This window comes from Sphingobacterium sp. UBA865, from assembly GCF_002295765.1.
GTDB lineage: Bacteria > Bacteroidota > Bacteroidia > Sphingobacteriales > Sphingobacteriaceae > Sphingobacterium > Sphingobacterium multivorum.
This window is the reverse complement of the sequence record NZ_DBGB01000001.1, coordinates 134199-157993: the sequence shown is the minus strand read 5'-3', so window position 1 is coordinate 157993 and position 23795 is coordinate 134199. Positions and strand designations below refer to the sequence as shown.

At 37.8% G+C, this 23795-nt stretch carries 21 protein-coding genes; 16 read left to right on the top strand and 5 right to left on the bottom strand.

What is annotated here, in order from left to right; all coding sequences use genetic code 11:
* Position 1 precedes the first annotated feature (1 nt).
* The 3 genes from B2O97_RS00650 to B2O97_RS00640 are packed head-to-tail and all read left to right on the top strand — an operon-like array spanning position 2 to position 3123.
* Positions 2-889 (top strand): endonuclease/exonuclease/phosphatase family protein, encoded by an 888-nt coding sequence (locus B2O97_RS00650; RefSeq protein ID WP_286766697.1) that lies wholly within the window; start codon positions 2-4, stop codon positions 887-889.
* A gap of 13 nt (positions 890-902) precedes the next feature.
* Positions 903-1775 (top strand): endonuclease/exonuclease/phosphatase family protein, encoded by an 873-nt coding sequence (locus tag B2O97_RS00645; protein WP_286766696.1) that lies wholly within the window; start codon positions 903-905, stop codon positions 1773-1775.
* Between the two features lie 22 nt (positions 1776-1797).
* Entirely contained in the window at positions 1798-3123 is a 1326-nt protein-coding gene (locus B2O97_RS00640) for an endonuclease/exonuclease/phosphatase family protein (protein WP_286766695.1), read from the top strand.
* Positions 3124-3694: 571 nt separating this feature from the next.
* Here the strand turns inward: B2O97_RS00640 and B2O97_RS00635 are convergent.
* The 3 genes from B2O97_RS00635 to B2O97_RS00625 form a co-directional block, all read right to left on the bottom strand.
* Positions 3695-4405, bottom strand: a complete 711-nt coding sequence (locus tag B2O97_RS00635; protein WP_286766694.1) for a hypothetical protein — start codon at positions 4403-4405, stop codon at positions 3695-3697.
* Between the two features lie 9 nt (positions 4406-4414).
* Positions 4415-5128 (bottom strand): AAA family ATPase, encoded by a 714-nt coding sequence (locus B2O97_RS00630; protein ID WP_286766693.1) that lies wholly within the window; start codon positions 5126-5128, stop codon positions 4415-4417.
* A 291-nt stretch (positions 5129-5419) separates the two neighbouring features.
* Entirely contained in the window at positions 5420-6085 is a 666-nt protein-coding gene (locus B2O97_RS00625; protein ID WP_286766692.1) for a hypothetical protein, read from the bottom strand.
* A gap of 125 nt (positions 6086-6210) precedes the next feature.
* Between B2O97_RS00625 and B2O97_RS00620 the strand changes: the two genes are divergently transcribed.
* A complete protein-coding gene (locus B2O97_RS00620; protein WP_286766691.1) occupies positions 6211-6528 on the top strand; it encodes a hypothetical protein in 318 nt (105 codons plus the stop codon).
* A 126-nt stretch (positions 6529-6654) separates the two neighbouring features.
* On the opposite strand, the gene B2O97_RS00615 is transcribed toward B2O97_RS00620, so the two are convergent.
* Complete coding sequence (locus tag B2O97_RS00615) at positions 6655-7227, bottom strand: GNAT family N-acetyltransferase (RefSeq protein WP_286766690.1); 573 nt, start codon at positions 7225-7227, stop codon at positions 6655-6657.
* Positions 7228-7829: 602 nt separating this feature from the next.
* On the opposite strand from B2O97_RS00615, the gene B2O97_RS00610 reads away from it, so the two are divergent.
* The 8 genes from B2O97_RS00610 (at position 7830) to B2O97_RS00575 (ending at position 15807) form a co-directional block, all read left to right on the top strand.
* Complete coding sequence (locus tag B2O97_RS00610; RefSeq protein WP_286766689.1) at positions 7830-9101, top strand: AAA family ATPase; 1272 nt, start codon at positions 7830-7832, stop codon at positions 9099-9101.
* A 9-nt stretch (positions 9102-9110) separates the two neighbouring features.
* Positions 9111-9695, top strand: coding sequence for an RloB family protein (locus B2O97_RS00605; RefSeq protein WP_286766688.1), 585 nt, complete (start codon positions 9111-9113; stop codon positions 9693-9695).
* Between the two features lie 481 nt (positions 9696-10176).
* Positions 10177-10350, top strand: coding sequence for a hypothetical protein (locus B2O97_RS00600; protein ID WP_286766687.1), 174 nt, complete (start codon positions 10177-10179; stop codon positions 10348-10350).
* A gap of 197 nt (positions 10351-10547) precedes the next feature.
* Positions 10548-11498: a nucleotidyltransferase gene (locus tag B2O97_RS00595; RefSeq protein ID WP_286766686.1), complete on the top strand. Its 951-nt coding sequence runs from the start codon at positions 10548-10550 to the stop codon at positions 11496-11498.
* A 129-nt stretch (positions 11499-11627) separates the two neighbouring features.
* A complete protein-coding gene (locus B2O97_RS00590; RefSeq protein WP_286766685.1) occupies positions 11628-13157 on the top strand; it encodes a ThiF family adenylyltransferase in 1530 nt (509 codons plus the stop codon).
* Positions 13154-13624 carry a Mov34/MPN/PAD-1 family protein gene (locus B2O97_RS00585; RefSeq protein ID WP_286766684.1) on the top strand — a complete coding sequence of 157 codons (471 nt, stop codon included), beginning with the start codon at positions 13154-13156 and terminating at the stop codon, positions 13622-13624. The genes B2O97_RS00590 and B2O97_RS00585 overlap by 4 nt, the downstream gene beginning before the upstream one ends.
* Entirely contained in the window at positions 13611-14435 is an 825-nt protein-coding gene (locus B2O97_RS00580) for a DUF6602 domain-containing protein (protein WP_286766683.1), read from the top strand. The genes B2O97_RS00585 and B2O97_RS00580 overlap by 14 nt, the downstream gene beginning before the upstream one ends.
* A 475-nt stretch (positions 14436-14910) precedes the next feature.
* Complete coding sequence (locus B2O97_RS00575) at positions 14911-15807, top strand: hypothetical protein (RefSeq protein WP_286766682.1); 897 nt, start codon at positions 14911-14913, stop codon at positions 15805-15807.
* A gap of 503 nt (positions 15808-16310) precedes the next feature.
* On the opposite strand, the gene B2O97_RS00570 is transcribed toward B2O97_RS00575, so the two are convergent.
* A complete protein-coding gene (locus B2O97_RS00570) occupies positions 16311-16826 on the bottom strand; it encodes a hypothetical protein (RefSeq protein WP_286766681.1) in 516 nt (171 codons plus the stop codon).
* A gap of 614 nt (positions 16827-17440) precedes the next feature.
* Here B2O97_RS00570 and B2O97_RS00565 point away from each other — a divergent pair.
* The 4 genes from B2O97_RS00565 to B2O97_RS00550 are packed head-to-tail and all read left to right on the top strand — an operon-like array spanning position 17441 to position 23751.
* On the top strand, positions 17441-17809 hold the full coding sequence (locus B2O97_RS00565; protein ID WP_286766680.1) for a hypothetical protein: 369 nt from the start codon (positions 17441-17443) through the stop codon (positions 17807-17809).
* A gap of 1 nt (position 17810) precedes the next feature.
* Positions 17811-19139 (top strand): TlpA family protein disulfide reductase, encoded by a 1329-nt coding sequence (locus tag B2O97_RS00560; protein ID WP_286766679.1) that lies wholly within the window; start codon positions 17811-17813, stop codon positions 19137-19139.
* A 6-nt stretch (positions 19140-19145) separates the two neighbouring features.
* Positions 19146-22370: a SusC/RagA family TonB-linked outer membrane protein gene (locus tag B2O97_RS00555; protein ID WP_286766678.1), complete on the top strand. Its 3225-nt coding sequence runs from the start codon at positions 19146-19148 to the stop codon at positions 22368-22370.
* A gap of 10 nt (positions 22371-22380) precedes the next feature.
* Entirely contained in the window at positions 22381-23751 is a 1371-nt protein-coding gene (locus B2O97_RS00550) for a RagB/SusD family nutrient uptake outer membrane protein (protein ID WP_286766677.1), read from the top strand.
* Positions 23752-23795: the final 44 nt, after the last annotated feature.

The following is a 23795-nucleotide window of genomic DNA, read 5'->3' as shown; positions in this document are numbered from 1 at the left end:
AATGAAAAAAATCAAATTGCACTTTACAGAAATAGTTTCGCTGATCGCATTTTTTATGTTGTTTTCGGGCTGCAAAAAAGTATACGAATATCCGGAGAAAAGAAGTATCGATCCCTTTTATTATGCCACCTTCAATATTCGTACAGACACAGACGCTGATGTGGATAATCCATGGAAATTGCGCAAGACGATGGTTGTTGACATGGTGAAGAAGCATCAGTTTGAGCTATTTGGCATTCAGGAGGGGAAGGATAACCAGGTGAACGATCTTGCTGAAAATCTACCCCAATATAAACACTTCGGTGCTGGTCGTGACAATGGTCTTACCGGAGAACATGTGGAAATTTTTTACCGTTCGGATCTCTTCGAAGTGAGACAGACAGGAGATTTCTGGTTGTCGCCTAGTCCTGAGAGCCCTGGGCCGGGTTGGGATGCATCGCTCAACAGGATATGTAGTTGGGGGCGGTTTCGTCAGCGCTCAACCGGAACCGAGTTTTATGTATTTAATACCCATATTGATCATCAGGGACAAGTTGCGCAGCGGGAAAGTACCGCTCTATTGCTGCGTAAAATTCCCGAAATTGCAGGCAATCTACCCACGGTCTTAAGTGGAGATTTCAACTTTGACCAATATGGCGAAAACTACAAAACCTTAAATACATCGACGATAATACGCGATTGTTATTCCTTGGCTGCTGATCCAAATGCGCCCAAGGGGACGCTAAATCTGTTTGATATGAACAGGTCTTCAAAGGCCAGAATAGATATGGTATTTGTCACACCACAATTTACGGTAAATGAATATGACATTCTGATCGATGATTATGAAGGTAAACTACCCTCTGATCATTATCCTGTGCGTGTAAAACTTAGTATAAACAATAAATAACAGCTAAAATAAAATGAAAAATATAAAAAACAGTTTCCTGATGACCTTAATAACCGGTTCGGTCATCAGCTTAAACAGTTGCAAGGAAATCACCCAGGTCGAGGAAGTCTATCGCTATGAAGTGGTGGAGAAGCCTGCAGGAAATGAAAATAGTGGTTCTGCCGAGGGATCAATTAGGGTGATGTCCTATGATATCAACTATACCAACCGTGCGATCAAAGGTACAAATACCGGGGTACTGGATATCGAGGCAGTCGCAGATGTAATCAAATCAAATAAGGCAGATATTGTCTGTATGCGTCAGGTAGACCAGTTTACGAATCGGGGTCAGATGGATGTGGACCAGGCCAAAAAGCTCGGCGAACTGACGGGAATGAATCATTTTTATGCGCCGGTTAGGGAGGTGAGCCAGGGAAAATCCGGAAATGCGATTTTAAGCCGTTACCCCATACTATCATCCGAAAATATGAAACTATATACTGATCCGAATGACGAAGCGCGGGGTGCAGCAATAGCAGTTGTGGATGTAGGAAAAGGTAAAAAGCTTAAAGTGGTCTCCATACAACTTGAGTTTAGCAAGGAGAACAACCGCTTGACCCAGATCGATGAATTAAAAGATAAGCTAAAACAAGACGATACGCCACTTGTACTTGCCGGAAATATGACGGCGAATGTGGGATCTGCATCATTTAATAAGCTGAATGAATATTTTATGTTGTATACTCAGGAGACTCCACTGCCGACCTTTTCCTATCCCAACCCAACAACAGTGAGCGATTATATCTTTTTTTCCTCTGCATCGCAGCTGCGTGTCATCAATTATTATACAGCAGGGTATACACCAAATAGGCACGTCCCTTTGATTGTCAATTTTGAAATAAAATAGTCACCAATTAAATTAAAACAACATGAAACAATGTAAATCGGGCTTACTGATCCTTATAAGTATCATAGCCCTCTTTCTGTCCTGTAAAGAACAGGCACTTGAACCGGAAAGAGTAGATTCCGTTCAGCCCAGGCTAAAGGCAGAAGTAGCAGCAGCTGAACTTCCGACAATTGTATTGGCCAGCTATAATGTACGTGTAGATGTTACGGCAGATGCGCCAGATCATAAATGGTCAGACCGCAAAACGATGATAGCCAATTTGATTAAGACACACAAGTTTGATGTTTTCGGTGTGCAGGAAGCGAAAGACAACCAAATGGCAGATCTACAGAGTCTACTTCCTGACTTTAATAACTTAGGTTCTGGCAGAGATGCAAATGGCACAGGAGAACATACAGCCATTTTCTACAACAAGAGCAAGTTTAGTATTTTGGCCAGTGGTAATTTTTGGCTTTCGGAGACGCCTACCGTAAAAGGAAGCATCGGCTGGGATGCCGTACACCCCCGGGTCTGCACCTGGGCTAAGATCAGCGACATCGCATCCAATACCTCTTTTTTTTATTTCAACACGCATCTTGATCTGACAACTTTATCGCAAACCAACGGTGTAAAGCTGGTATTAGCAAAAATCGAGGAGATTGCGGGTACTAATCCTGTCGTTTTATCCGGTGATTTCAATTCAAATCAAACGACCAACCAATACAATATCTTGCAGACCTCAGGAGTGGTAAAGGATGCCTATACCCTCAATCATTATCCTTATAATCCCAAGGGACATACCTATAATGGATGGGATATTAACCGAGTGGCCAATAGCCGGATCGACCACATCTTTGTTTCGCCTCATTTTCAGGTAGACCAGTATAATATCGTTATCGATACGTATGACAATAGTTTACCATCTGATCATTATCCCATTCGCGTACGTCTGAATACGGCGAGCCAACCTGATCAGCCCGCTACGGTGAGCATTCCTGTTGGCCAAACAATTAGTATCAAAGGAAGTAATGGCAAATACGTAACCAGCAATAACGGTACGGCCAATATGCTTTGTGACCGTGCTACAGTAGGAAGTTGGGAACGTTTCGAAGTGATCAGTGCCGGTACAGGCAAGGTATACCTGAAATCCATGGGGAAATATGTTTCTTCTGAAAATGGGGTTAAGGCTATGATCTGTAATAGAACAACTGCTTCAACTTGGGAGGCATTCGACTGGATTCCTAATGCAGACGGTACATTCTCCCTAAGGGGGGCAAACGGCCGATATGTACGATCGGGTGGGGGCACGGACGATATGACTTGCACAGCTCCCGAGGTCCGGAGCTGGGAAAAATATACATACCAGTAGACTGCGCACAGCTATTTAAATTATAAGCTATCACTCGGATGTTGCCAAATTTTAAACATATTCTTGATAAGGTACAATTTATAAATATGTAAAGCAATGGACTAATTCTGACAAAATTAATATACCTTCTATAAATTATCTTTGTGTGATAATTCGAAAATACGGCTTTTAACCCTATAGACTTACCATGCTTCGGTATCCAAGAATCCGTCAAGTTCCGCCGGAGCTGGTAAGCTCTCTTTTATTCCTCTCGTTTTCAGTCACTCATTTTACCTCTCAACCAAAGGAAATGTCGGCTTATGGCTGCCTGATCCAGAGAAGAATCTCGCGGGCAAGGTGACATATGATATACAGTTTGCCATACTCTGCTAAGCAATCTTCGAGAAGTGCTCGAGCAAACGGAATTTATAGATCGTTGTTTTTGGCATGAAAAGGCAATTTATTATAATCTTCCCCAAGAATTTTTTCCAATTTTTCATGAAGATGATAAGGTATATGTATCTCATTATTTATTGAAATTTATCAAGGAAGTGGACAAACTTATTGATTATCTGGTTAACTCAAGTTCGATTTAATTTTTTCTATTTCTAAAAGCGTCAATTTCCAATTTACTGAAATGTCTTTCTAAGCGGTAGGTATCCGCGATATCCATTGTAGTTTGAAAATATTTATAAGTCTTTTCAAACTCCCTTGCATACTTATTCAAGAATCTATCAATTCGTAAATCTATACCAGCGCTGTATTCTGAGTAGATAGCCACCAAGAATCGTTCTATAATATCCATTAATTCCCATACTTCGTTGTAAGTAGGAAATAAATCTTGTGTCAGGATATTGATTTCACTGTCTGTATGTGCGTAAAATTTATCACGTAGCAATTTTAACTTGTTAAGTGTTGAATCTTGATAATTATCTTCGATCATCTTTAAAATTTCGCTAAAGTAATCGAGAGAAATATCATCTTTGAATTCTTTGTTTAGCAGCTTATTGTAAAGCTTCCAAATTCCAAATTTTTCTCCTTTGGATTTTGATAATATCTTGGTTATTTCAATGACAAATAGCACCCAGCTTTTTCTTGATAGCTCTGCGTAAACAGGCGATTCTCTGGTGACCAAATAATCTAATATTTCGATGTTTATTTCGGGATCATTTTTGGTGTTGAACTTTTCAAAATAGAATTTAGGGCTTCTTGTTAAATGTGCTTCGGCTAGTGCAACTTTACTTTTGATATATAAGACATATATTTTCCCAATGAGTTCTTTGCATTTATTTATGTTTTCCATTTTTTTGATTTAAAAATCAAACCCCAATTCGGATAGCATCCGTTCGTGATTATTCATAAAATACTTTATCAATTTGTATTGTTCAGTATTCTGATATGCAATCAGCTTTATTCCATTTTCAGCTACCTGATAGATGTAAGCTTCGGGATAGGCCATTAAGATGGGGGAGTGTGTTGCAATAATAAATTGCGATCTCAGATCGACAAGCTCTCTTATTCGACTCAGCATGTTTAGCTGGCTTAAGATAGACAGCGCTGATTCTGGCTCATCAAAGATATAGAGTCCGTTTCCGTTTAGGCGATGATGTAATAACGAGAGAAAGCTTTCACCATGAGATCGTTCATGTAGCGAACCACCATAGGATTTCTGAGCTTCATATTGATCTACTGCGGTGGCTACATTATAAAAACTTTCAGCCCTGAGAAAATAGCCATCTCTGTTGCGATATGCGGTTCGTATCACTTGGATATCTTCGAATAAAGCGGAATGAGAATCCATGGTACTAAAATTAAAATTACGGCTTCCACCTTCAGGATTAAAGCCAGCATTTATAGCTATAGCTTCTACGAGAGTCGATTTTCCGATACCATTTTCTCCGACGATGAAGGTCACCGGATTCCGAAATCTTAGTTCATCCAGTGTTGACAATGACGGGATATTATACGGATAATGTTCGCGGTCGTCCAAAGGTTTTTTATTTCGAATTTGGCTAATATACATCATCTTATTATTTAGTATTATTAATGAAACGGAGATTTTCTAAAAACCTTAGGTTAACGGTACCGTAAAATCGCTCTTCCCATAATATCGCCAAGTAGTTCTGGATCATTGTTTGGGTAAATTATGCCGTTGAGACAGTCCAATTGTCTAGCGGCAGAAGCTTGATAGCCGTCCAAAGTTCGGACAGCTCTGCTGAAATTGGTCTTTCCTGTTTACAATCTATTGGTAAATCGTTCATTTGTTAGTTGTTTTGGCCATCCTAAAATTGGCCATAATGTAGCCATTCGGTTTTCTTTATTGATAGTTTTCATCATCCCATATCAACAGTTCGCCGATTCTTTCAATGTTTAAATTGTTGTCCCGATTTATCCTCTCCAGTCTTACTTCGAAATTTTCTAATTCCTGTTTTACAACTTCAATTGCTTTCTTTAGAGATGAAATGTCAAATGAAACCAATACATCTTTTGGTGTGGGGGCAAAGTGTTCGTCAAACTCTTCTACGGTAAAATCTAGCGTAATAATGTTCGTGTCCACTTTTACTTTTGGTTGCGGATGTCCTGCATAAAAGCCATCTTTTCCATTTGCAAGTTTTTCCCAATAATGGATGTCTGAAAGATCACCACAACATTGTGGGAAATATTTGTCCTGATGGTCAATTCGAAGAACATAACCTCCAAAAAACGCACTTGCTTGTTCTCGTTCGTATGTTCCTGCCCTCATTTCGTGTGTATGGTCAGTTACAAGTTTCGTTAAATTGCTGTCTGTGATTTCAGAAAGTCTGTAAAATGATGATCCGGCTAAATATGGATTTAAATCGTCTTTAAAACCTGCTTTTTTGTAGCTCTCAGCATTATATTTATCCCATAATATAAAGTATTCCCAATAAGGATATTTATCCGGTGTTGATATGTCCTGATTGTTATATCCAATTTCTATTACAGGTATTAATTCTAGTTCCATTGTGCCAATTGAATGACGTGCTACGAACGGATCGAGATCTAACTCAAATTACGAGCCTTTTTGAGTAAATCTTATCTCCAACTTAAAGGCATCAATTTAATGAAATTATTTCTTAAATTAGATATATGAAGAATAATTTAATAGCCATTTTAAGTCTTTTAATTGTGGTGTTATCTTCTTGTTCTGGTACACGAATTGCCGCAATGAGACAATCGAAAATGGAGCAGCTTGAATTGGGGATGTCTAAATTGCAAGTTGTCAATATTCTTGGATCATCCTATTCAATTGCGCAAAAGGAAGCAAACGCTACGGATACTATAGAAGTTATTTCCTACAGGAATGTTCCTTTTGATGACGAATACTATTTATTTAGGTTTAAGAATAACAAATTGGAGAAATGGCATCGAGAATTCCAGACGATATACAAAGAAGTAAAGCCGTAGATTTTGATAGGTAGGTCTCCGTTAAATGAGGGGCCACTTTTCATCTGGCATTAGTTACCACAAAGAGACTGACAAACTCAAACTATAAACGGCCTGTCCGGCATCACGGAACTGGTCGACGGTGTCCTATGTTGGCCTGCTTAACCATTCTTCTCTAAGGATACTATAAACGTAAGTTCCTTCACTTTCTCCGTACGATTGGATGTTGTAATTTCTGAGAAGACCTTCTTTGATAGCTCCAATCTTTTCTATGGCCCTTTGCGATTTTAGATTGTTATTATCTATTTTAAATTCAACCCTTCTCAGGTTCAACGTTTCAAAGCAATAATTAAGTAAAAGTCCTTTGCAGACAGCATTAATGCCTGTTCCCTGAAATTTTTTACCAATCCAGGTCCAGCCTATTTCCAGTCTTTTATGCTGAAAGCTTATATTTCCAAGCATAGTGATTCCTATCGGAATGTTGTTTTCCTTGCCGATGATTATTAACGGATAAAGTTCTTTAGCTTTTTTAGCATTTAGACAGAAGTTAAAATAATCCATTAAGTCATTTCTGTTCTTTACTCGCGCTCCAAATTCACCCAATGCTTTGTTATAGCTTATCGTTTCGATGCTGTCAAGATCGTCCATAGTCAAGGGGCGTAATAGAACTGTATTGTTTTCAAGGATCAATTCGGATGAAAAGAAAGTTTCTGGAGTCATTTTTTTAAATCGATGGTAATATTTTTTATGAACAAAGTCAATTTAAAACAAGTTTTGTATACTTATAGATTAAGTAATGAAAATAATTCTATTTTATTTGATTAACGCTTGTTATTAGAGAAAAGAGGTGTTATATGGTATATTAGCAGAAATTACTTATTTAATATGGATAGCTTAACTGTCAACTTATAAGGAATTAACCTCTAATTTTATAACCTGGGATATAAAGTGGTTCAGCTTTTTCGAGGTCTTTATACATACCTTTAAATCTGTTATTGTCAGAAGTTACAGCATGCGTAGCCTTCGGAACTCTGTGAGTTACCTTAAGTTCGTGCTTAGTTTGTTTCTGCAAAGATGTCTTCATATCGCTTTACTATTTCCTTGATACTTTTATTAAAAATATTTAGGTGTTACAAATATAATTGAATTTTTTTGGTTGGCCCTCTTAATCAGTCAATAGTCTCATCTGGGCTGCTTACCCTATTTGTTTATTATGTTTAAAATGTTTTAAAAATGATTAAAATGTTTATTTTGTTTGTTTTGAACAAAAATATAGGTTTTATCATTTTTGTTTTTTATTTTTGTGTATAAACAGAAGAGATATGTTAGTTTATTTTGCAGTTTCAAATTTTAGATCCTTTAAGGAAAGGGCCATATTAGATATGAGGAGAACCTCAGCTAAGGGTTCTCCTGAAAATTATCATGGGGATTTGTTGCGAAGTAGTGTGTTGTTTGGAGCAAATGCTTCTGGGAAATCAGGTTTCTTGAGAGCTATACGAGCGTTGGATTATTTGGTTAATCATTCCGCTAATTTTAAGCCGAATAAGGATATTCCGGTTTATGAGCCGTTTTTGCTGGATGTTGGTTATCAACAGAGACCAGTAGAGTTTGAAGTAGAATTTGTTAGCTTCGAGGTAAAGTATTTATATAAGGTGAAGTTTACTGCTACTAAAATAGTATACGAAGAGCTATTTTTTTATAAGGGTAATTCCAAAGCTTTACTTTATCTAAGAGAGGCTGATGCAGACATCAAATTTGGAGATTATTATAAAGGGGCTAAAAAAACGATTGAAAAAATGCTTCTTCCGAATCAGCTTTTTTTATCAAAAGCTGCATTGAATAATGTTGATGCATTAACAGGGGCCTATGATTTTTTTGATCAAACTTTGCAAGCCGTACCATTTATGGATAGTGATACAGAAGATGATCTTAAACGATTTTATGCTCGTCGGTTGGCGGAAGATGAAGAAGGTACCTTTACAAAACGTTTTAATGCTTTGATATGTGCCTTAGATACTGGGATAGAGAAGGTTTCTGTTGAGGAAATGGACTGGAAAGGATTTGACTTCCCATCTGCGGTTCCTGATGAGGTTAGAGGGCGTATACAAGAAAAATTTAGATATGATATTAAGACCTCTCACGGGCTGTTTGATTCGGGAAGGAGAGTAGGCAGCCATACTTTTGAAGTGAAAGACGAATCGACGGGAACTAAGAACCTTTTTGCTTTAGGAGGAATTATTATTGAAGCATTAGAAGATGGATCGGTGTTGATCATAGATGAGCTGGAAAAGAATCTGCATCCGATGATTACGAAATTTTTAATTCAAATATTTCATAATCCGTTATTAAATAAACATAATGCACAACTGATATTTGCTACACATGATGTGAGCCAATTGAGTAGTGAAGTTTTTCGTAGGGATCAAGTTTGGTTTACTGAAAAGAACGAATATGGGGAGAGTATTCTATTCCGTTGTTCGGATATGGAGGGCGTTCGTCTAAATACGCCTTTAGATAAGTGGTATATTACTGGGCGTTTTGGAGCAACACCAATTATCAATGATATGGAGTTATTAATTGCGATGCAGGACTAATATTTCGAAATGGCTAGGGGGATTAATAAACGAATATTGGTATTATGTGAGGGAACGACCGAGTATATCTATGCTCGTGCTCTGCAGGCTAGCCTTTCGCGTGAGCGGCAACGGATGGTAACTATAGAAATCGTTCAGCATAAACAGAATGATCCCCGGAGTTTAGCGAAAGAAGCGAAGAGAAAAGCTACTAAAGCTTTTAAAGAAAAAAATGCCTACGATTGTGTTTGGTTATTTTTCGATCATGATAATTCACCTCATTTAGTTGAAGCTTTTGATATTTGCGAGTTAGAGGGCTTTCAGGTTGCTTATTCTGCGATTAGTCTGGAGTTCTGGTTTACATTGCATTTTGAAGACTGCGGTAGAGCATTTGGAAGTGGGGAGGACTGTTTGCGTAACTTGATGCGACTTTGGCCTGGTTATCACAAAACTAAGCTTAACCATTTCAAATCTTTATATATGCATTTACCTGCAGCAAAAGAAAGAGCTATACGGCTTTATAGAAGAATGCAAGATAGGGGAATAGTTGATCGCAATCCATATACAACAGTTCATTTAATGGTGGAATACTTTGAGTTGCTAGATGTTGATTAATGTGGAAAACTTCCATCACACTTTGAGATATTGATGATTTAAATTTTAGTAAATTTGTTTATAACTGAAGGATTAATAATAAAATAGTTAGTAGTATGAAAATGAGATATGGATAAATGTGGGAGGATTATATAGAGAAAAAGAGCTAAGTCTTCGACCTCTTAGCCCTTTAATTTTTGTATCGTCCATACCTAGAAAGGTAGCACGAAAGTATATTTGGTTTTATTTTTAATGAACGCAAAATAAAGATTTTTGTTTGTATAATCAAAAGCTTTTGTTCAAAAACAGTATATATACTTTCTCCTTTCTAGCTATAACCGGGGTTATACGCTGACCGGTTTCCTAAGTACAAATCACGTTATTTCTTGGAGTAATTAAGCCGAAGCACATTGCTTTTGATTATCCGTTGCGATATTTTTTGCAGCGGATAGTCAATACGATATGCTGCTGGCAATGTTAAAATTTCAAAGCTAAAAAAGTTATGGCTGGAAATGGCAAATCGGGTGACAATCGTCGTCACGGTTACGTCGGTGGGCGTACGCAGACTCAAAATCCAACAACAGGATTATGGACTAAGCGTGATACACAAACAGGACAATTTATGGATGTGAAAACATCTGGTGGTAAGTTCAAAGGAGTAAGGAGGGAGAAATAAAATGAAGTACATTAGTTACAATTTAGTGTCAATTCTTTTGATTTTAATATCTGCATATATGATTTATGCGGATAAGGACTATTGGGGTTTGGTAATGTTAGCAGGTGTTCTCACCAGTGTTACTCCTAGATATACGAGCTCAAAGGAGAAAAGTAGTACAAATAATAATAAGGAGGAGAGCAAGAAGGAGGTAACAAATGGCGACTGATAGAAGTAGTTATTTATGGGATGTATTGAGCTCCCATAAGGTAAGTAAGGAAGAGGGGCTATTAGCTAAGTTCAAAGAAAAGAGGGACATAATAAAGGACAGCCTCAAGGAAAGATTTGGGGATAATTTATATTCTCCTTTTAATTCTGGCTCGTTTGCCAAGCATACAGCAATTAATCTCAAATTTGATTTCGATTTAATGGCTCCTTTTAAACGCAACGCCTTTAGTACATTGGAAGAAATGTATGAAGCGGCGTACGGCTTTTTATATGAAGAATTTGATGGAGAGGCGCACGTTCGTAAACAAAAGGTTTCTATTGGGCTCGAATTCTTTCCTGACAGTGACGGAGAGGTGGTAAAAATAGATGTGGTGCCCGGTAGAGAATTAAATCAAGGCCAGTATGTGGAGGATGAAAAGCTGAACTTATATGTGTATTCTCAATTTGGTAATCTTGAGCAAGGAAGTGATTATATACGCTCCAATGTACGTAAACAAGTCGACCATATAAGACAAAGTGGGGATGATCGTACGTCCGTTCGTAATATCATCAGGCTTTTAAAGGTTTGGAAGAAGCATACAAACCAGAATTATCCTAAGTCATTTCTCATAGAGCTTATTGTTATAAAAGCGTTCGATAAGCTAGCTATTGAAGGTGGTCTTTGGGATAAGTTACGTTCTGTCTTGGTATTTTTTAAGGATAATATAGAATCAATTTCTCTTCCAGATCCGGGTAATACGAATAATGAAGTCGCTGATACGTTAACAGATTATGAAAAGCAAAGTCTTTCATCAGATTTTGCTTATCTAATTGAAAGAATTGATGAATCAAGCGATTTGATTAAACTTTATTTTCCAATCAATGAGAAGTTTCCTCCGGAAGAAACTTACGGTTCTAACGGAGATTCTCGTTCTGTGCCTCCTCCTGTCAAATTTGGATAAGACATGGACCGGTTAGACCAAATAGGTTCTGCTTTAGAACAGATAGATGGAGTCGAAATTCTAACTCCCTTTGAGTCCGAAGAAATTCGGCTCAAAGGGAATATAAAAATTTCGATTGAGGACGTTCAATTGGATTTCGCAGTTGAAATATTTGATTGCTATCCACTGAGTTTCCAAGGTCAGGAAGCTATTCGATTTATCAATAAAGATTTGATCTCTTTAAATCACGTTAATAGGGACGGGTCAATTTGCTTACACACTCTACATAGCCCAGATATAACGCAAAAGATAGGTTATGACATCGATTCTTTAAAACAGTGGGTAAAAAAATATTACATTGAGAAAGGAAAAGATAGCCACTACGAGCATATCATTGTTTCTGCTGAATCAGGAACAGAAGGTGACGTGTTTCTGTTTACAGATGTAGACTACCTATTTAACGATGATGATTTCGGAATTTTTACTTATTCGAGGATTAGTTCAAATATTGTGAAAGGAAAGCCTCAGCAGATATTACACTCAAATATTGTAGTCGATTACCGAATTAAAAATAAAAAAGTCGCTACATGCAAGTGGGATACAGGTTTTGTTGATTTATATGCGAGGGAGAAGTCTGAAGGACTTTTTGTGTTTCTAAAAGAACCCCCAGTAGAAATGAGTCGTTTTGCGGTATCCGATTGGTCAGCTCTCGATGGATTCCTACCATATTCATTCAAAGAATATTTGCATAATATACAACGAGCTTGGAAGCCGAACAATGGTAGTTATGTATCTCTTTTGTTAGGATACAGAATAGATGATATCAATATTCATTGGCAATCAATAAGGATTGATATGGATAAAACTCCAATCAAAGCTGATAGAATTCCTAAAACGAGGGTTTGGAATTACTTCAGCATACCTCAAGAAATCAAGTGGCAGCAAACTGATAATTGTTCCTATGATTTTTTCTTTGGAAGAGGCAAAATGAACGATCGATTAGCTAAAGCAAAAATTGCAGTATTAGGGGTGGGCGCGATCGGTAGCAACCTGGCAAAAACTTTGGTAAGGGGTGGTGTAACAAATTTGGTAATTATTGATCACGATATGAAAGAGGCTGGAAATGTATGTAGATCGGAGTATTTGTTTGCAACTGGAGTGAATAAAAAGATTCATGAGTTGGTGACGACGTTAAGGTCGATTTCTCCATTCGTTGCACTGAAATTTAATGAACAGTTATTGGATACAGCGAAGCTTAGAATTGGTAACGGTGAATGGGCTAACTATCTCTGCGAAGCACTTTCTGATTTTGATGTTGTATTCGATTGTACGACGGATAACGATGTAGCATTTATGTTGAATAACCTCCCAACAAAATCTGATATTTTCAGTATAAGTATTACAAACCATGCCAAAGAGCTGGTTTGTGCGGTAAATCCAAATTTATATAGTGCAACCAATGCTATTTATGCGTTATTGAATAATGATGTGGAAGATCTTTACAATCCTACAGGATGTTGGAACCCAACATTTAAGGCTTCATATAACGATATTTCTGTACTAGTACACTATGCTTTAAAGCAGATCAATTTAAATTATGAGCGCGAAGTTAAGCTGCGGTCTTTTTACCTCTCAACGGATAACAAAAATGGATTTGAAATTAAATTACAGCAGCTGTGAAATTGGTAAATAAGGAAACTGGATTAAGGATTTCTATTGAACAGAGTTTAATAGATATGCTAGTGCTTTATGGACGTAATCAGTATCCAAAAGAATTTGGAGGGGTTTTAGTCGGATATTATTCGGACGATAAAAGAACGGTGAACATCATTGATAGTATACTACCAATTGATTTTAAATCTACCAAAACAAGCTTCGAAAGAGGTGTTGAAGGACTGAAAGAAGCGTTTGAGGAGTATTACAGACAAGATCCTTCTTTAGTTTACATCGGAGAATGGCATACACATCCAGATAATAGCCCCATCCCGAGCGTAACAGATATTTCGGCAATAAATACGATTATAAACAGTAAGCATACTTTCATTACTAATCCTGTTTTGCTAATAATTGGATATTCGAAGTCCTCAGTGACTTTTGGATTTTACGTATGGTTTGAAAATAAATTATTCAGATATGAACCAAGTTAATTTAAAACAATTATTCAAGGGGTTACAGCAACAGATGTCTGCCCAATTGAACACAAATCGAGAATTTATTGACCATCCCGGATCTAAAGGCGATGCCTTGGAAAATGCGTGGATTGAATGGTTACGAAAATACTTACCAAATAGATACTGTGTTGATAAAGCAATTGTGATAGATCATGAAGGCAACACAAGTCAACAATTGGATATTGTGATTTACGATAATTGGTTCACTCCATTTATTTTTAATCAAAACGGTTTTTACTACATACCTGCCGAAGGCGTATATGCTGTTTTTGAAGTAAAACCTGATATACAAGGAAATGTCGGAGACAAAAATTATATTGAATATGCGGGAGAAAAGATTGAAAGTGTAAGAATATTGAAAAGAGAAGCGGCAAGTTTCATCAATGGCGGACATAAATCGCCCCCTCGTCCTTTAACTAAAATCGTTGGGGGGATATTATGTAGTACAAACACATTCACACACCAAAACAATAACACTATTGAAAAGCACATAAAAGCATTAGACAATCTTCAAAGTATTGATTTGGGTTGTATTGCTGATTATGGAAGTTTTTATATTGACTATAATCCTAATGCAGAAATTACAACCGCTGGGCAAGATGCTTATTTAGAGTTTTACTCTAACAGAAAATTCAACAAAATTAAATTCAGCAATGCCGACAGCTCTTTTGTAACATTCTTTATGCAATTAACAAGGTATCTACAACAGGCAATCGGAACAATACCTGCGATAAATCTAAATGCCTATTTGAAAAATATTGGTGAAGAAGTTGACGAGCAGATATAAAACCAACTCCTCTATGGAATTTTCAATAATCTATAAAGATATACAAAACCTCATATTCATATTTAGCACAAGAGAGCTGGCATACCTCTCGTGGCTAGCTATAATTATTTGCCTGATTATATCATCTCCTAAGCTACGTAAATCAGTATGGAATTTACTAAGGCTTTTGTTTAATTGGAAGTTCAACATTATATACCTGCTGACACTAGGTCACTTTTATGGCTTGATATACGTACTGTCAATATTTGGTTTTTGGGATAAATCCTTGCTAAAAGATACAATATATTGGGTTCTATTGAGTGCTAGTATGTTAATGTATCGGATTGCTACAAATAAAGCCCCCCTAAACTTCCTCAAAAACGCTATAAAGGACAATGTTAAGTTGTCTGTTTTTCTGTCATTTGTAATGACCTTGGCTACATTCAATTTTTGGATTGAATTTATAGCGATACCTATATTAGTATTACTTGTTGGAATGCACACAGTCGCACAATACAAAAAGGAGCATGCACCTGTCCGAAAGGTTTTAGGTATTTTGGGACAGATTGCATCAGTCTTATTGCTAATATACCTTGTCTACTTTGCGATACGCCATTACAGCGAATATCTCAACATACAAACATTAAAGGAGTTTACACTTCCGATTATTTTAACGATACTATTTATCCCTTTTCTTGCTGCACTAAATCTCTATGTGCAGTATGAGGACATTGCTACACCTTTAAAACGTAAATCAAAAAACAAGTTACAGTATTACCAATGGCTTTTTAGTGCACTAATCTTCTTCAATTTTAATATAAAAGGGGTTATTAGATGGCGTAACAATTTTGGCTATTTAAATCTTGAGGAAAGTCTATGGAGTTCGATGAGAAAAATTCGGGCAAAACAAATTAAGGAAAACACACCTCCAAAACACCCTGAATTAGAGGGCTGGAATCCTATTGATGCAAAAAAATTCTTGTATAGAAAGAATATCATCATCCGAGAGTACGACTCCAATCTCGGGGAAACATGGGAAGGGAAATCAAAAGACCTAAAATTGTGTGAAGATTTTATGACAGGAGTGTGTAATTACTCCATTAAAGGCAGTAAATATGTTGTACATAGTTTGCATTTGGACTTAACCTGTTATGATTCGTCACGTATTTCCGATATACATTTGTTCCTAAGCATCTTCGATGAATTATATGATATGTCGGTTCATGAAGAAATCCCTCACAAAATCAAAAAAAGTATACTGACTTTTAAAAGCCTAAATTATGAAAACCCGTGCACGGAAATTGGTATTCATTTCTACATGTGGAAGAATGAAAGAAAAGGATATAATTTGGGTATTACCATTAGACACAAGAGCCCGGCCATTGAAGCCTGATTTCCTCTCTGTATTAAGATGACAAATATAAAAAGCATACGAGATTTATCATGCATATAAGCTACTTTTAGGATTGTTTTTTTTATATAAAATAGCAATCAAAATTCCAATGAAGCTAGGTTTTATTATTGCACTTTGTTGGCTCATTAAAAAAGTATTGATAAGACACCATTTCACCATGGTATAGTAATAATCAGAGCCGGATCTCTTAAAATGCTAAATTTTCTTTTAAAGGATGCAAAGATCGTTAATTAAATCTAAATATTCACGAGGCTTGTGAACCTTTAGATTTAAAAGCGGATAAAGATATGCTATGCACATTGATCAATCAATTCGAGCTAATTTGACCATTATAAGAAAGGCTCTATTGATTTTAAATGTATAATTTTTACTACTTTTAGAATTAATAAAGATGGTCAATTTGCAACGAAATTTAATAGCCTGAAGGCTCGGAATCTCTATAGAACTCTGAAAAAGAAATAAGTTGAGGCACCTTACAAGTTTTATTTAAGCTTATAAAGATTAGTGTTGATTTTGGTAGTACTCTTCGACGATTCTATCACTGTTGATTTTTGTAGCTCGGAAGAAAGAGTTGTAAGCTTCATATTAGGATAATATTTCTTGATAATATTTTTAATATATTTTAGTTCAAGTCCATTTGAATTCTTAAAGTCTCCATCTATAGCTAAAATATTTTCGATAATAAATGAGACTGTAGGAGTATCGTTTAATATTTTACTATATTCAGGGTTTTTGGAATGTTTTTTCTGGAGAACCTGACGTAAGTTATTCGGTGGATTGAGTACAGTAGAGGACATATTACTATATTCTACGACAAAGAAAGAGCTGGCTTTTTTTACTATCTCTACATCGAAGACATATTTTTCGTTGGATTGGATATATTTAATCCATCTATCTGAAGTCCCAAGAATATTCGCAAAATCCTCTATAGTAATACCGCTTTTTTTAAAGAAGTTTAGAATATTCTTTTTTGCGATTTGTGCATCGTATATTTTCATATACACAAAAGAATTTTTAAAATGAATTATAAAAGTGAAAGTGATTTCTTTTTTTTAATTCATTTTATTATATTTGTATTGTTGATTATCAGTAAGAAATGATCTACTGATATGTTGAGCGTTAGACTTAAGAGCTTCGGCTGCAAATTCCGACAAATTGCAACGGACGAAGAGGTAGGTTTAATGCCCAAGTGGATATTTTGTGTACCTTTGGTACTCTATAACTTCTTGGGCTCCTACTGTAAATCCGTTCCGTTTGGCCGTCGGAAGCCTGCAGCGCGGTATGTAGGAGCCTGTTATAGATCCTTTTTAATAACCAATGGAGCTCACTTTATAAAATTTAATTTTAAGTGAGTAATGAAAGAAAAAAAACAAACGACAAAAAACATTTTCAAATCCCCCGAGTAGCTTGGTCTGATTTCGCCAGCAATGACCTGGTCACATCAGCTATGGAATTCGAGACGACCAATAATATACCTAGTGATACTCATTCAGAAGAATTCTAGCTTTCCCAATTAACCAATTTTATTACGGGCGGTTTACGGCCTAAAAAGTAACCGATTCAGTCGGACTGGAATAGGTATGCTCTAAACTCGCTATTAAAAATCTAAAGAATGAGATCTAATTACGCTCACCTAATTCTACTGGATTTGGTAATTTATGAAACTCATCGATCAGGATATGATCCGGTGAAAAATGTTCAAGACTTTTGGGATAAGTATCCTCTAAGTACAATTAAAGACTATATCGTTGTTTTACATCCCAACACGGTTGATAACGAAAAAATGAGTGGTAATCCGCAATTGTCTGAATTTTCCGTCGAACTTCTCCGCGTCCTGGTAGCTTATTTTATGATCCATATGACTCAATTGGATTTTGGTAAGGTATCTATTTCAGTAGAGACAAACAAAGAAGCGATAGATATTTCTAAAGCAATCTCCGATTTCTTTAATCGCGTATCCTCATCCAACCCCAATTCCTAAAATGATGAAAAAATTAAAGCTACAATCCAATAACAGTGCACTACTATATATTCAAATACTAAAGATCACGGTACTTGTGATCTTATACTTCTTAGTTTCTATGTTTAGTTTATCAGCTCAGACGCCCCGCAAGGAAAGCGGGGCCGATGGGCAATTAATCAAACCGCTGAAAGTGGGAGATAGTATCCCAGAGTCAGTTTGGGATTTGCCAATAGACATTGTTAATGCTCCATCTAAAAGTGATCCATTTAAACTTAATCAGTTTCGAGACAAGAAATTGATCATCATAGATTTTTGGGCAACATGGTGCAGTCCCTGCATTAAGTCCATTCACAAGCTGGATAGCCTGCAGCCCATTTTTAAAGATGAATTGGCGGTATTTGCCACAAGTTATGAAGATGCAGAACGAGTAAATACTTTTCTGAAAAAACAGGGAATTAAACTGTTCTCGGGTACAAAAACAGAATACCTGAAACAATATTTTCCCCATAAGATGATCCCGCATCAGGTATGGATCAAAAATGGCAAAATTATCGCTATTACCGAAGGATCTAATGCAACGGGTGATAATATTCAGCGCGCTTTGAAAGACGATTCGTTTAAGCTTGCAACTAAAAATGATCGCCTCGATTTCTCTACCAGTCGCTATCTAGCAGATTTTATCGATACCGCTAAGGTTAATAGCTTCGCCGTTTCAACATTCAGTAGTAAACAAAAAGGGCTCGGTAGTATTATTTCGCAGGTGATTTCACAAAACAAAATCTTTGTCAATTATACCAATGCTGATCCGATTTCCATGTTTATGCGGACCTTGCAACAACCCAATAACAAAACTATCGTCATCAATAAAAAGCTATTGGAAATCGATAAACTTCCCGGTATGGAGGCTATGTTCTGCTATCAATTGATCAGCAAGGATACCACCAGATCATTCTGGGTAAGAAGAGTTTTAAATGATCTATCCCTCCAATTTGATGTCAAAATGGAGCGCAAGTTAGTAGTCAAAGACTGTATTATTATTGGCAAATTAAAAGGAAGTAACGTTAAAGACACCATCACCAATTCCGGCCATCCACAGGACTTTCAAGATTTTGTCAAGCTGCTCAATTTTTCAGTACGATGGAAGGTAGATCAGCCTCTTTTTATAAATGAATCGGACTTTACAGGTAAGGTAATTATGCCTTACTATAAAGACCTCCAATTTGATCTTGATAAGCTCAATCAAGCTCTGAGACCTTACGGACTTACGGCTTCAAAAAAGAAAAGAAAAATAGACATGCTCATCCTTGCGGATAACAATACAGCTGATATTAAGCCTAACATAAGATAACCTATAATGAACCTTATACTAAAACTAAATAGTGGGATCAAAGTATACTTTGTTCTTCTCATCATATCCTTATTATCGGTCAATTTTGGCTATTGCCAAACTAATCTTGGTCTATTGAAAGGAATAGTGCGTGACTCTTTCACAAACGAGACGATAGACGGTGTTACCATTGCACTTGTCGGTCAATCAAAAATAAAAGCATCTACCGATAATAGCGGCACATTCGAAATTAAAACAAGGGTGCCAAAAGGAAGCCTGACCTTATCGCGGATAGGGTACTTGCCTAAAACAGTAGCATTTGACCTGCATGTATCCAGTGCGATGGAAATTGGATTAGCTAAAGCAGACAATATGCTGCAGGAGGTACTGATCAATACAGGATACCAGCGTATTTCGAAAGAAAGGGCAGTTGGTAGTGTCGATGTGATCGGAACAGAACTGATCAATCGAAATGTCGGTGCAAATATAATCCAACGTATCGAGAACCTCTCTCCGGGATTATTGGTCAATCATGGGGATGCGGCGGCACAAGATGCTTTTCTCATTCGCGGCCGTAGTACTATCAATGCCGAAGCCAAACCTTTGATCGTACTGGACAACTTCCCTTACGAAGGCGACTTGGAGAATATCAATCCCAATGATATTGCCTCCGTAACTGTGCTAAAAGATGCAGCTGCTGCCTCCATTTGGGGGGCACGTGCTGGTAATGGTGTTATTGTACTGACCAGCAAAAAAGGAAAAATAGGAGCGACTACAGTCTCCTGGAATAGTAACTTGTCCTATAAGGGAAAGCCTGATCTTGATCATCGTAAAATCATGTCGTCGTCAGACCGCATCGCTCTGGAAAAGTTTCTCTTTGACAATGGCCGATACGATGCTTATAAGAATCCAACCACTTTAGGCAATAGAATTGCTGTGGTACCGGATGCGGTGGAACTGATGATTGCGAACGCTCCGGATCTTGATGCGCAGCTAGCACAACTGGCGAGTCAGGATGTGAAAAAAGATCTTCGGAAATATTTTTATCAGGGCACACTAAATAGTCAGAATGCCCTGAATGTCAGCGGCGCAAATGATAGAATGCAGTATTACATTTCGACTGGTTTGGATCAAGAGCGTAGTCAATTAGTTGGTACATCCAGTCAACGATTTACACTACGTTCCAACAATCGCTTCAAAGTAACGGATCGACTCGGATTTGAAACGACAATCAGCTATATCCGTACAAATAACAAGAATGGCAATAATGATGGGATGGGAACAGCACCCTCTGGTACGTATACTTTATCGCCATATGCACGCTTGGCTGATGTCAATGGGAAGGCATTGTCTGTTTATCTGAATTATAGAAAAGGATTTTTGGACACTGTTGGTAATGGTCGCCTGTTGGACTGGGCTTATCGTCCCTTAGATGAAATAAATCGCGAGAGGCATTCCACAGACAAGCAGGATTTAGTTTTCGCTGTCTCGACGGACTATAAAATCCTTGATGGATTGCAGGCTTCTGTCCAATACCAATATCAGCATCAGTCCGGCAATGGTCGGGATCTATTCTCCGAACAATCCTATTATGCGCGAAACAATATCAACGATCTTGCGCAGATCAATCGTACCACAGGTCTGGTCACCTATCCATTTCCATTGGGCGGCATTATCTGGCAAAATTATAGCAGTACGCGCAGTCACCAAGGTAGGGGACAGCTTAATTATTCCAAAAATTGGAAGCAGGAACATCAACTGGATGCAATGGCCGGATTTGAGATCAGGGCAATTCGCACCCAAAATGAAAACTACCAAAATATAGGCTATAATGCCGAAAATAGCGCCATTGCTAATCAAGTGGATCTTTTGACTTATTTTCCACGGCGAACAACAACGTCAACGAGGCGAATCGCATTTAATGATTATAAGGATGGGGCAGTAGACAACTTCTTGTCTTACTTTGGCAATTTATCATATCGTTATAAAAATCGGTATGATGTATATGCCAGTTTACGAAAGGATGAAGCGAATCTCTTCGGCCTCAACACAAATGAGAAGGGGACACCATTATGGTCAGTAGGTGTGGCTTGGGATATGGCAAAGGAAGATATCGGATTGGACAAACTGTTTTCTCGTTTTAAACTTAGAGGTACCTATGGTGTTAGTGGAAACATCGCACGCAATGCCAATGCGATATCGACCATTACATTAAATACAAGCGGTACTACGCATCCTTTCCCAACAGCTTATCTCAACACCATAGCCAATAGTAAACTCTCCTGGGAAAGGGTGAAGCAGTGGAATGCGGGGATTGATTTTGAATTTTTGAATAAGCGTATTGACGGAACGATCGATTGGTACACTAAAAAAGCGGTCGATCTACTTGCTAGTACTCCAGTAGATCCTACCTACGGTATGTCAAGTGTCTACATGAATGTGGCTGATATGAAAGGACGCGGCATTGATATTCAGATCAACACGCAAAATATCAAAGGCGCACTGAGCTGGGAAACCGTATGGATGTACAGCCATACAAGTTCCAAAATAACAAAGTACTTATTGCCGGTAGCGAGCACAAGCCAGCAATATCTACCGATCACCTTGGCGAATCCGCTGGTGGGCAAACCGCTATATAGTGTATTTGCTTTGAAATGGGAAGGACTTGATCCGACCAATGGTGATCCACAGGGTTTATTGGCAGGAAATCTTTCGAAGGACTACAATGCTTTGTATAACCAGACGCCCTTGGAAGATCTTGTTTTCTTTGGCACTGCCCAACCGACACATTTCGGCGCGGTAAGGAATAGATTGACCTATAAACAATTTGATCTTTCTTTTAGTATCAGCTTCAAATTCGGTTATTATTTTAGGACAAATTCGGTCAATTATACCAATATGTTTGCCGGTGACTGGTACGGGCATGCAGACTATGCGGCTAGGTGGCAAGAAACTGGGGATGAAATGTACACAGCTATTCCTTCCCTTGTGTATCCGGCTAATGTGAATCGGGATAATTTTTATAAATATGCTGAGGTACTCGTGCAGCGCGGTGATCACATCCGTTTTGATGACATCAATATTGGCTATTCCATTCCTAAACTCGGAAAATTGAAAAACGTAAGAACCTTTCTATATTTCAGCAATCTGGGAATGCTATGGAAAGCAAATCACCGTGCCATTGATCCTTACTACAACAATAATCCAAGAGAAACTAGACAGGTCGCGTTTGGTCTAAACCTTTCACTTTAATTTTTAACACATGAAATCAATTATAAAACTGTTGATAATTAGCCTACTGTTCAGTGGATGCAGCAAGGAAGAATTTCTAAATGAAAAGCCCAAAGATTCATTGATCATTCCAACCACATTGGTTCATTTTCAGGCACTATTGGATCGAGATGCCTATTTAAATGGAACAAGTCAAGGGGTGACACCTCAGTTGGGAGAATCAGGTGCAGATAATTTTTATCTGCTGGACGCTGATTTTAATGCCAACTTGCGTCCTCAGATGCAAAACTATTATACTTGGAGTGCACAGCCTTATGCGGGAGTGGAGGTACTAGATTGGGTATATCCTTACCGCGCCATACTGGCGGCAAATACGGTGCTCAATCATTTAGACAAGATCGTTGCTCCGCAAGCTGATTTAAATTATCTCAAAGCACAGGCCTTATTCCATCGCGCCCATTTATTCTATCAGTTAGCGCAGGTTTTTGCGCCACCTTATCGTAAAGGGACCGCCAATGATCAAAAATCAATTCCCCTGCGCATGACAGAGGATATCAATGAAGTTCTGGTGAAGTCTACGGTGGCAGAAACTTACAGCCGCATAGTTGCTGACCTAAAGGAAAGTGTGCAATATTTGAAGACAAACATTGACTATCCGACTAGGCCGTCCAAACAGGCGGGTTATGCTTTACTGTCTCGTGTGTATTTAACTATGCAGGACTATATGGAAGCAGAAAAATATGCTGACTCTTGCTTGGCTATTACAGATTTCCTATTGGATTATAACCTGATCAATATGGCGCTAACTGAACCATTGACAGGCAAAAATCAATCGGGCATCATCAAGCCTGAGGTGATCTACTGGACGGGTATGCTGGCGGATCCGTATCAATATTATCCAACGACATTTTTAAGTGCTTTAATTCCCGATCAGCTTTATAACAGTTATGCCGAGAGTGATTTGCGCAAGAAATTGTTCTTTGAAAAAAGGCCGTCTGGATATCGATTTAGGGGAACCTATAATTACTTCTCGACCCGAAGTAATTATTTCTCTGGCCTTGCTGTGGATGAGGTGTTTTTAAATCGGGCAGAATGCCGTGTGAGAAATGGCAAGGTCGAAGCGGGACTGGCAGACTTAAACCACCTTTTGGAGAATCGCTGGGAAAAGGGGAAATATGTGCCTGTTGAAAATCTGTCTCAGACAGAAGCCTTGAAAGTGATTTTAGGGGAGCGAAGAAAAGAATTGATTTTTCGTGGGATTCGTTGGTCGGATCTCCGACGGTTAAATATCGAGGGGGCCAATATCAGCTTGGAAAGAACGGTAAATGGAAAGAAGTATGTTTTAGCGCCCAATGACCCGCGCTGGACATGGCCATTTCCGTTGGAAGCAACTGCAAAATAAATAGAAAGCCCCGTAAAAGAAAATTCTTTTACAGGGCTTCATTG

Excerpts from the sequence above, each read along its gene's own strand:
- B2O97_RS00650 (WP_286766697.1), top strand. The coding sequence starts at position 2 with ATGAAAAAAATCAAATTGCACTTTACAGAAATAGTTTCGCTGATCGCA.
- B2O97_RS00645 (WP_286766696.1), top strand. The coding sequence starts at position 903 with ATGAAAAATATAAAAAACAGTTTCCTGATGACCTTAATAACCGGTTCG.
- B2O97_RS00640 (WP_286766695.1), top strand. The coding sequence starts at position 1,798 with ATGAAACAATGTAAATCGGGCTTACTGATCCTTATAAGTATCATAGCC.
- B2O97_RS00635 (WP_286766694.1), bottom strand. The coding sequence starts at position 4,405 with ATGGAAAACATAAATAAATGCAAAGAACTCATTGGGAAAATATATGTC.
- B2O97_RS00630 (WP_286766693.1), bottom strand. The coding sequence starts at position 5,128 with ATGATGTATATTAGCCAAATTCGAAATAAAAAACCTTTGGACGACCGC.
- B2O97_RS00625 (WP_286766692.1), bottom strand. The coding sequence starts at position 6,085 with ATGGAACTAGAATTAATACCTGTAATAGAAATTGGATATAACAATCAG.
- B2O97_RS00620 (WP_286766691.1), top strand. The coding sequence starts at position 6,211 with ATGAAGAATAATTTAATAGCCATTTTAAGTCTTTTAATTGTGGTGTTA.
- B2O97_RS00615 (WP_286766690.1), bottom strand. The coding sequence starts at position 7,227 with ATGACTCCAGAAACTTTCTTTTCATCCGAATTGATCCTTGAAAACAAT.
- B2O97_RS00610 (WP_286766689.1), top strand. The coding sequence starts at position 7,830 with ATGTTAGTTTATTTTGCAGTTTCAAATTTTAGATCCTTTAAGGAAAGG.
- B2O97_RS00605 (WP_286766688.1), top strand. The coding sequence starts at position 9,111 with ATGGCTAGGGGGATTAATAAACGAATATTGGTATTATGTGAGGGAACG.
- B2O97_RS00600 (WP_286766687.1), top strand. The coding sequence starts at position 10,177 with ATGGCTGGAAATGGCAAATCGGGTGACAATCGTCGTCACGGTTACGTC.
- B2O97_RS00595 (WP_286766686.1), top strand. The coding sequence starts at position 10,548 with ATGGCGACTGATAGAAGTAGTTATTTATGGGATGTATTGAGCTCCCAT.
- B2O97_RS00580 (WP_286766683.1), top strand. The coding sequence starts at position 13,611 with ATGAACCAAGTTAATTTAAAACAATTATTCAAGGGGTTACAGCAACAG.
- B2O97_RS00575 (WP_286766682.1), top strand. The coding sequence starts at position 14,911 with ATGCACACAGTCGCACAATACAAAAAGGAGCATGCACCTGTCCGAAAG.
- B2O97_RS00570 (WP_286766681.1), bottom strand. The coding sequence starts at position 16,826 with ATGAAAATATACGATGCACAAATCGCAAAAAAGAATATTCTAAACTTC.
- B2O97_RS00565 (WP_286766680.1), top strand. The coding sequence starts at position 17,441 with ATGAGATCTAATTACGCTCACCTAATTCTACTGGATTTGGTAATTTAT.
- B2O97_RS00560 (WP_286766679.1), top strand. The coding sequence starts at position 17,811 with ATGATGAAAAAATTAAAGCTACAATCCAATAACAGTGCACTACTATAT.
- B2O97_RS00555 (WP_286766678.1), top strand. The coding sequence starts at position 19,146 with ATGAACCTTATACTAAAACTAAATAGTGGGATCAAAGTATACTTTGTT.
- B2O97_RS00550 (WP_286766677.1), top strand. The coding sequence starts at position 22,381 with ATGAAATCAATTATAAAACTGTTGATAATTAGCCTACTGTTCAGTGGA.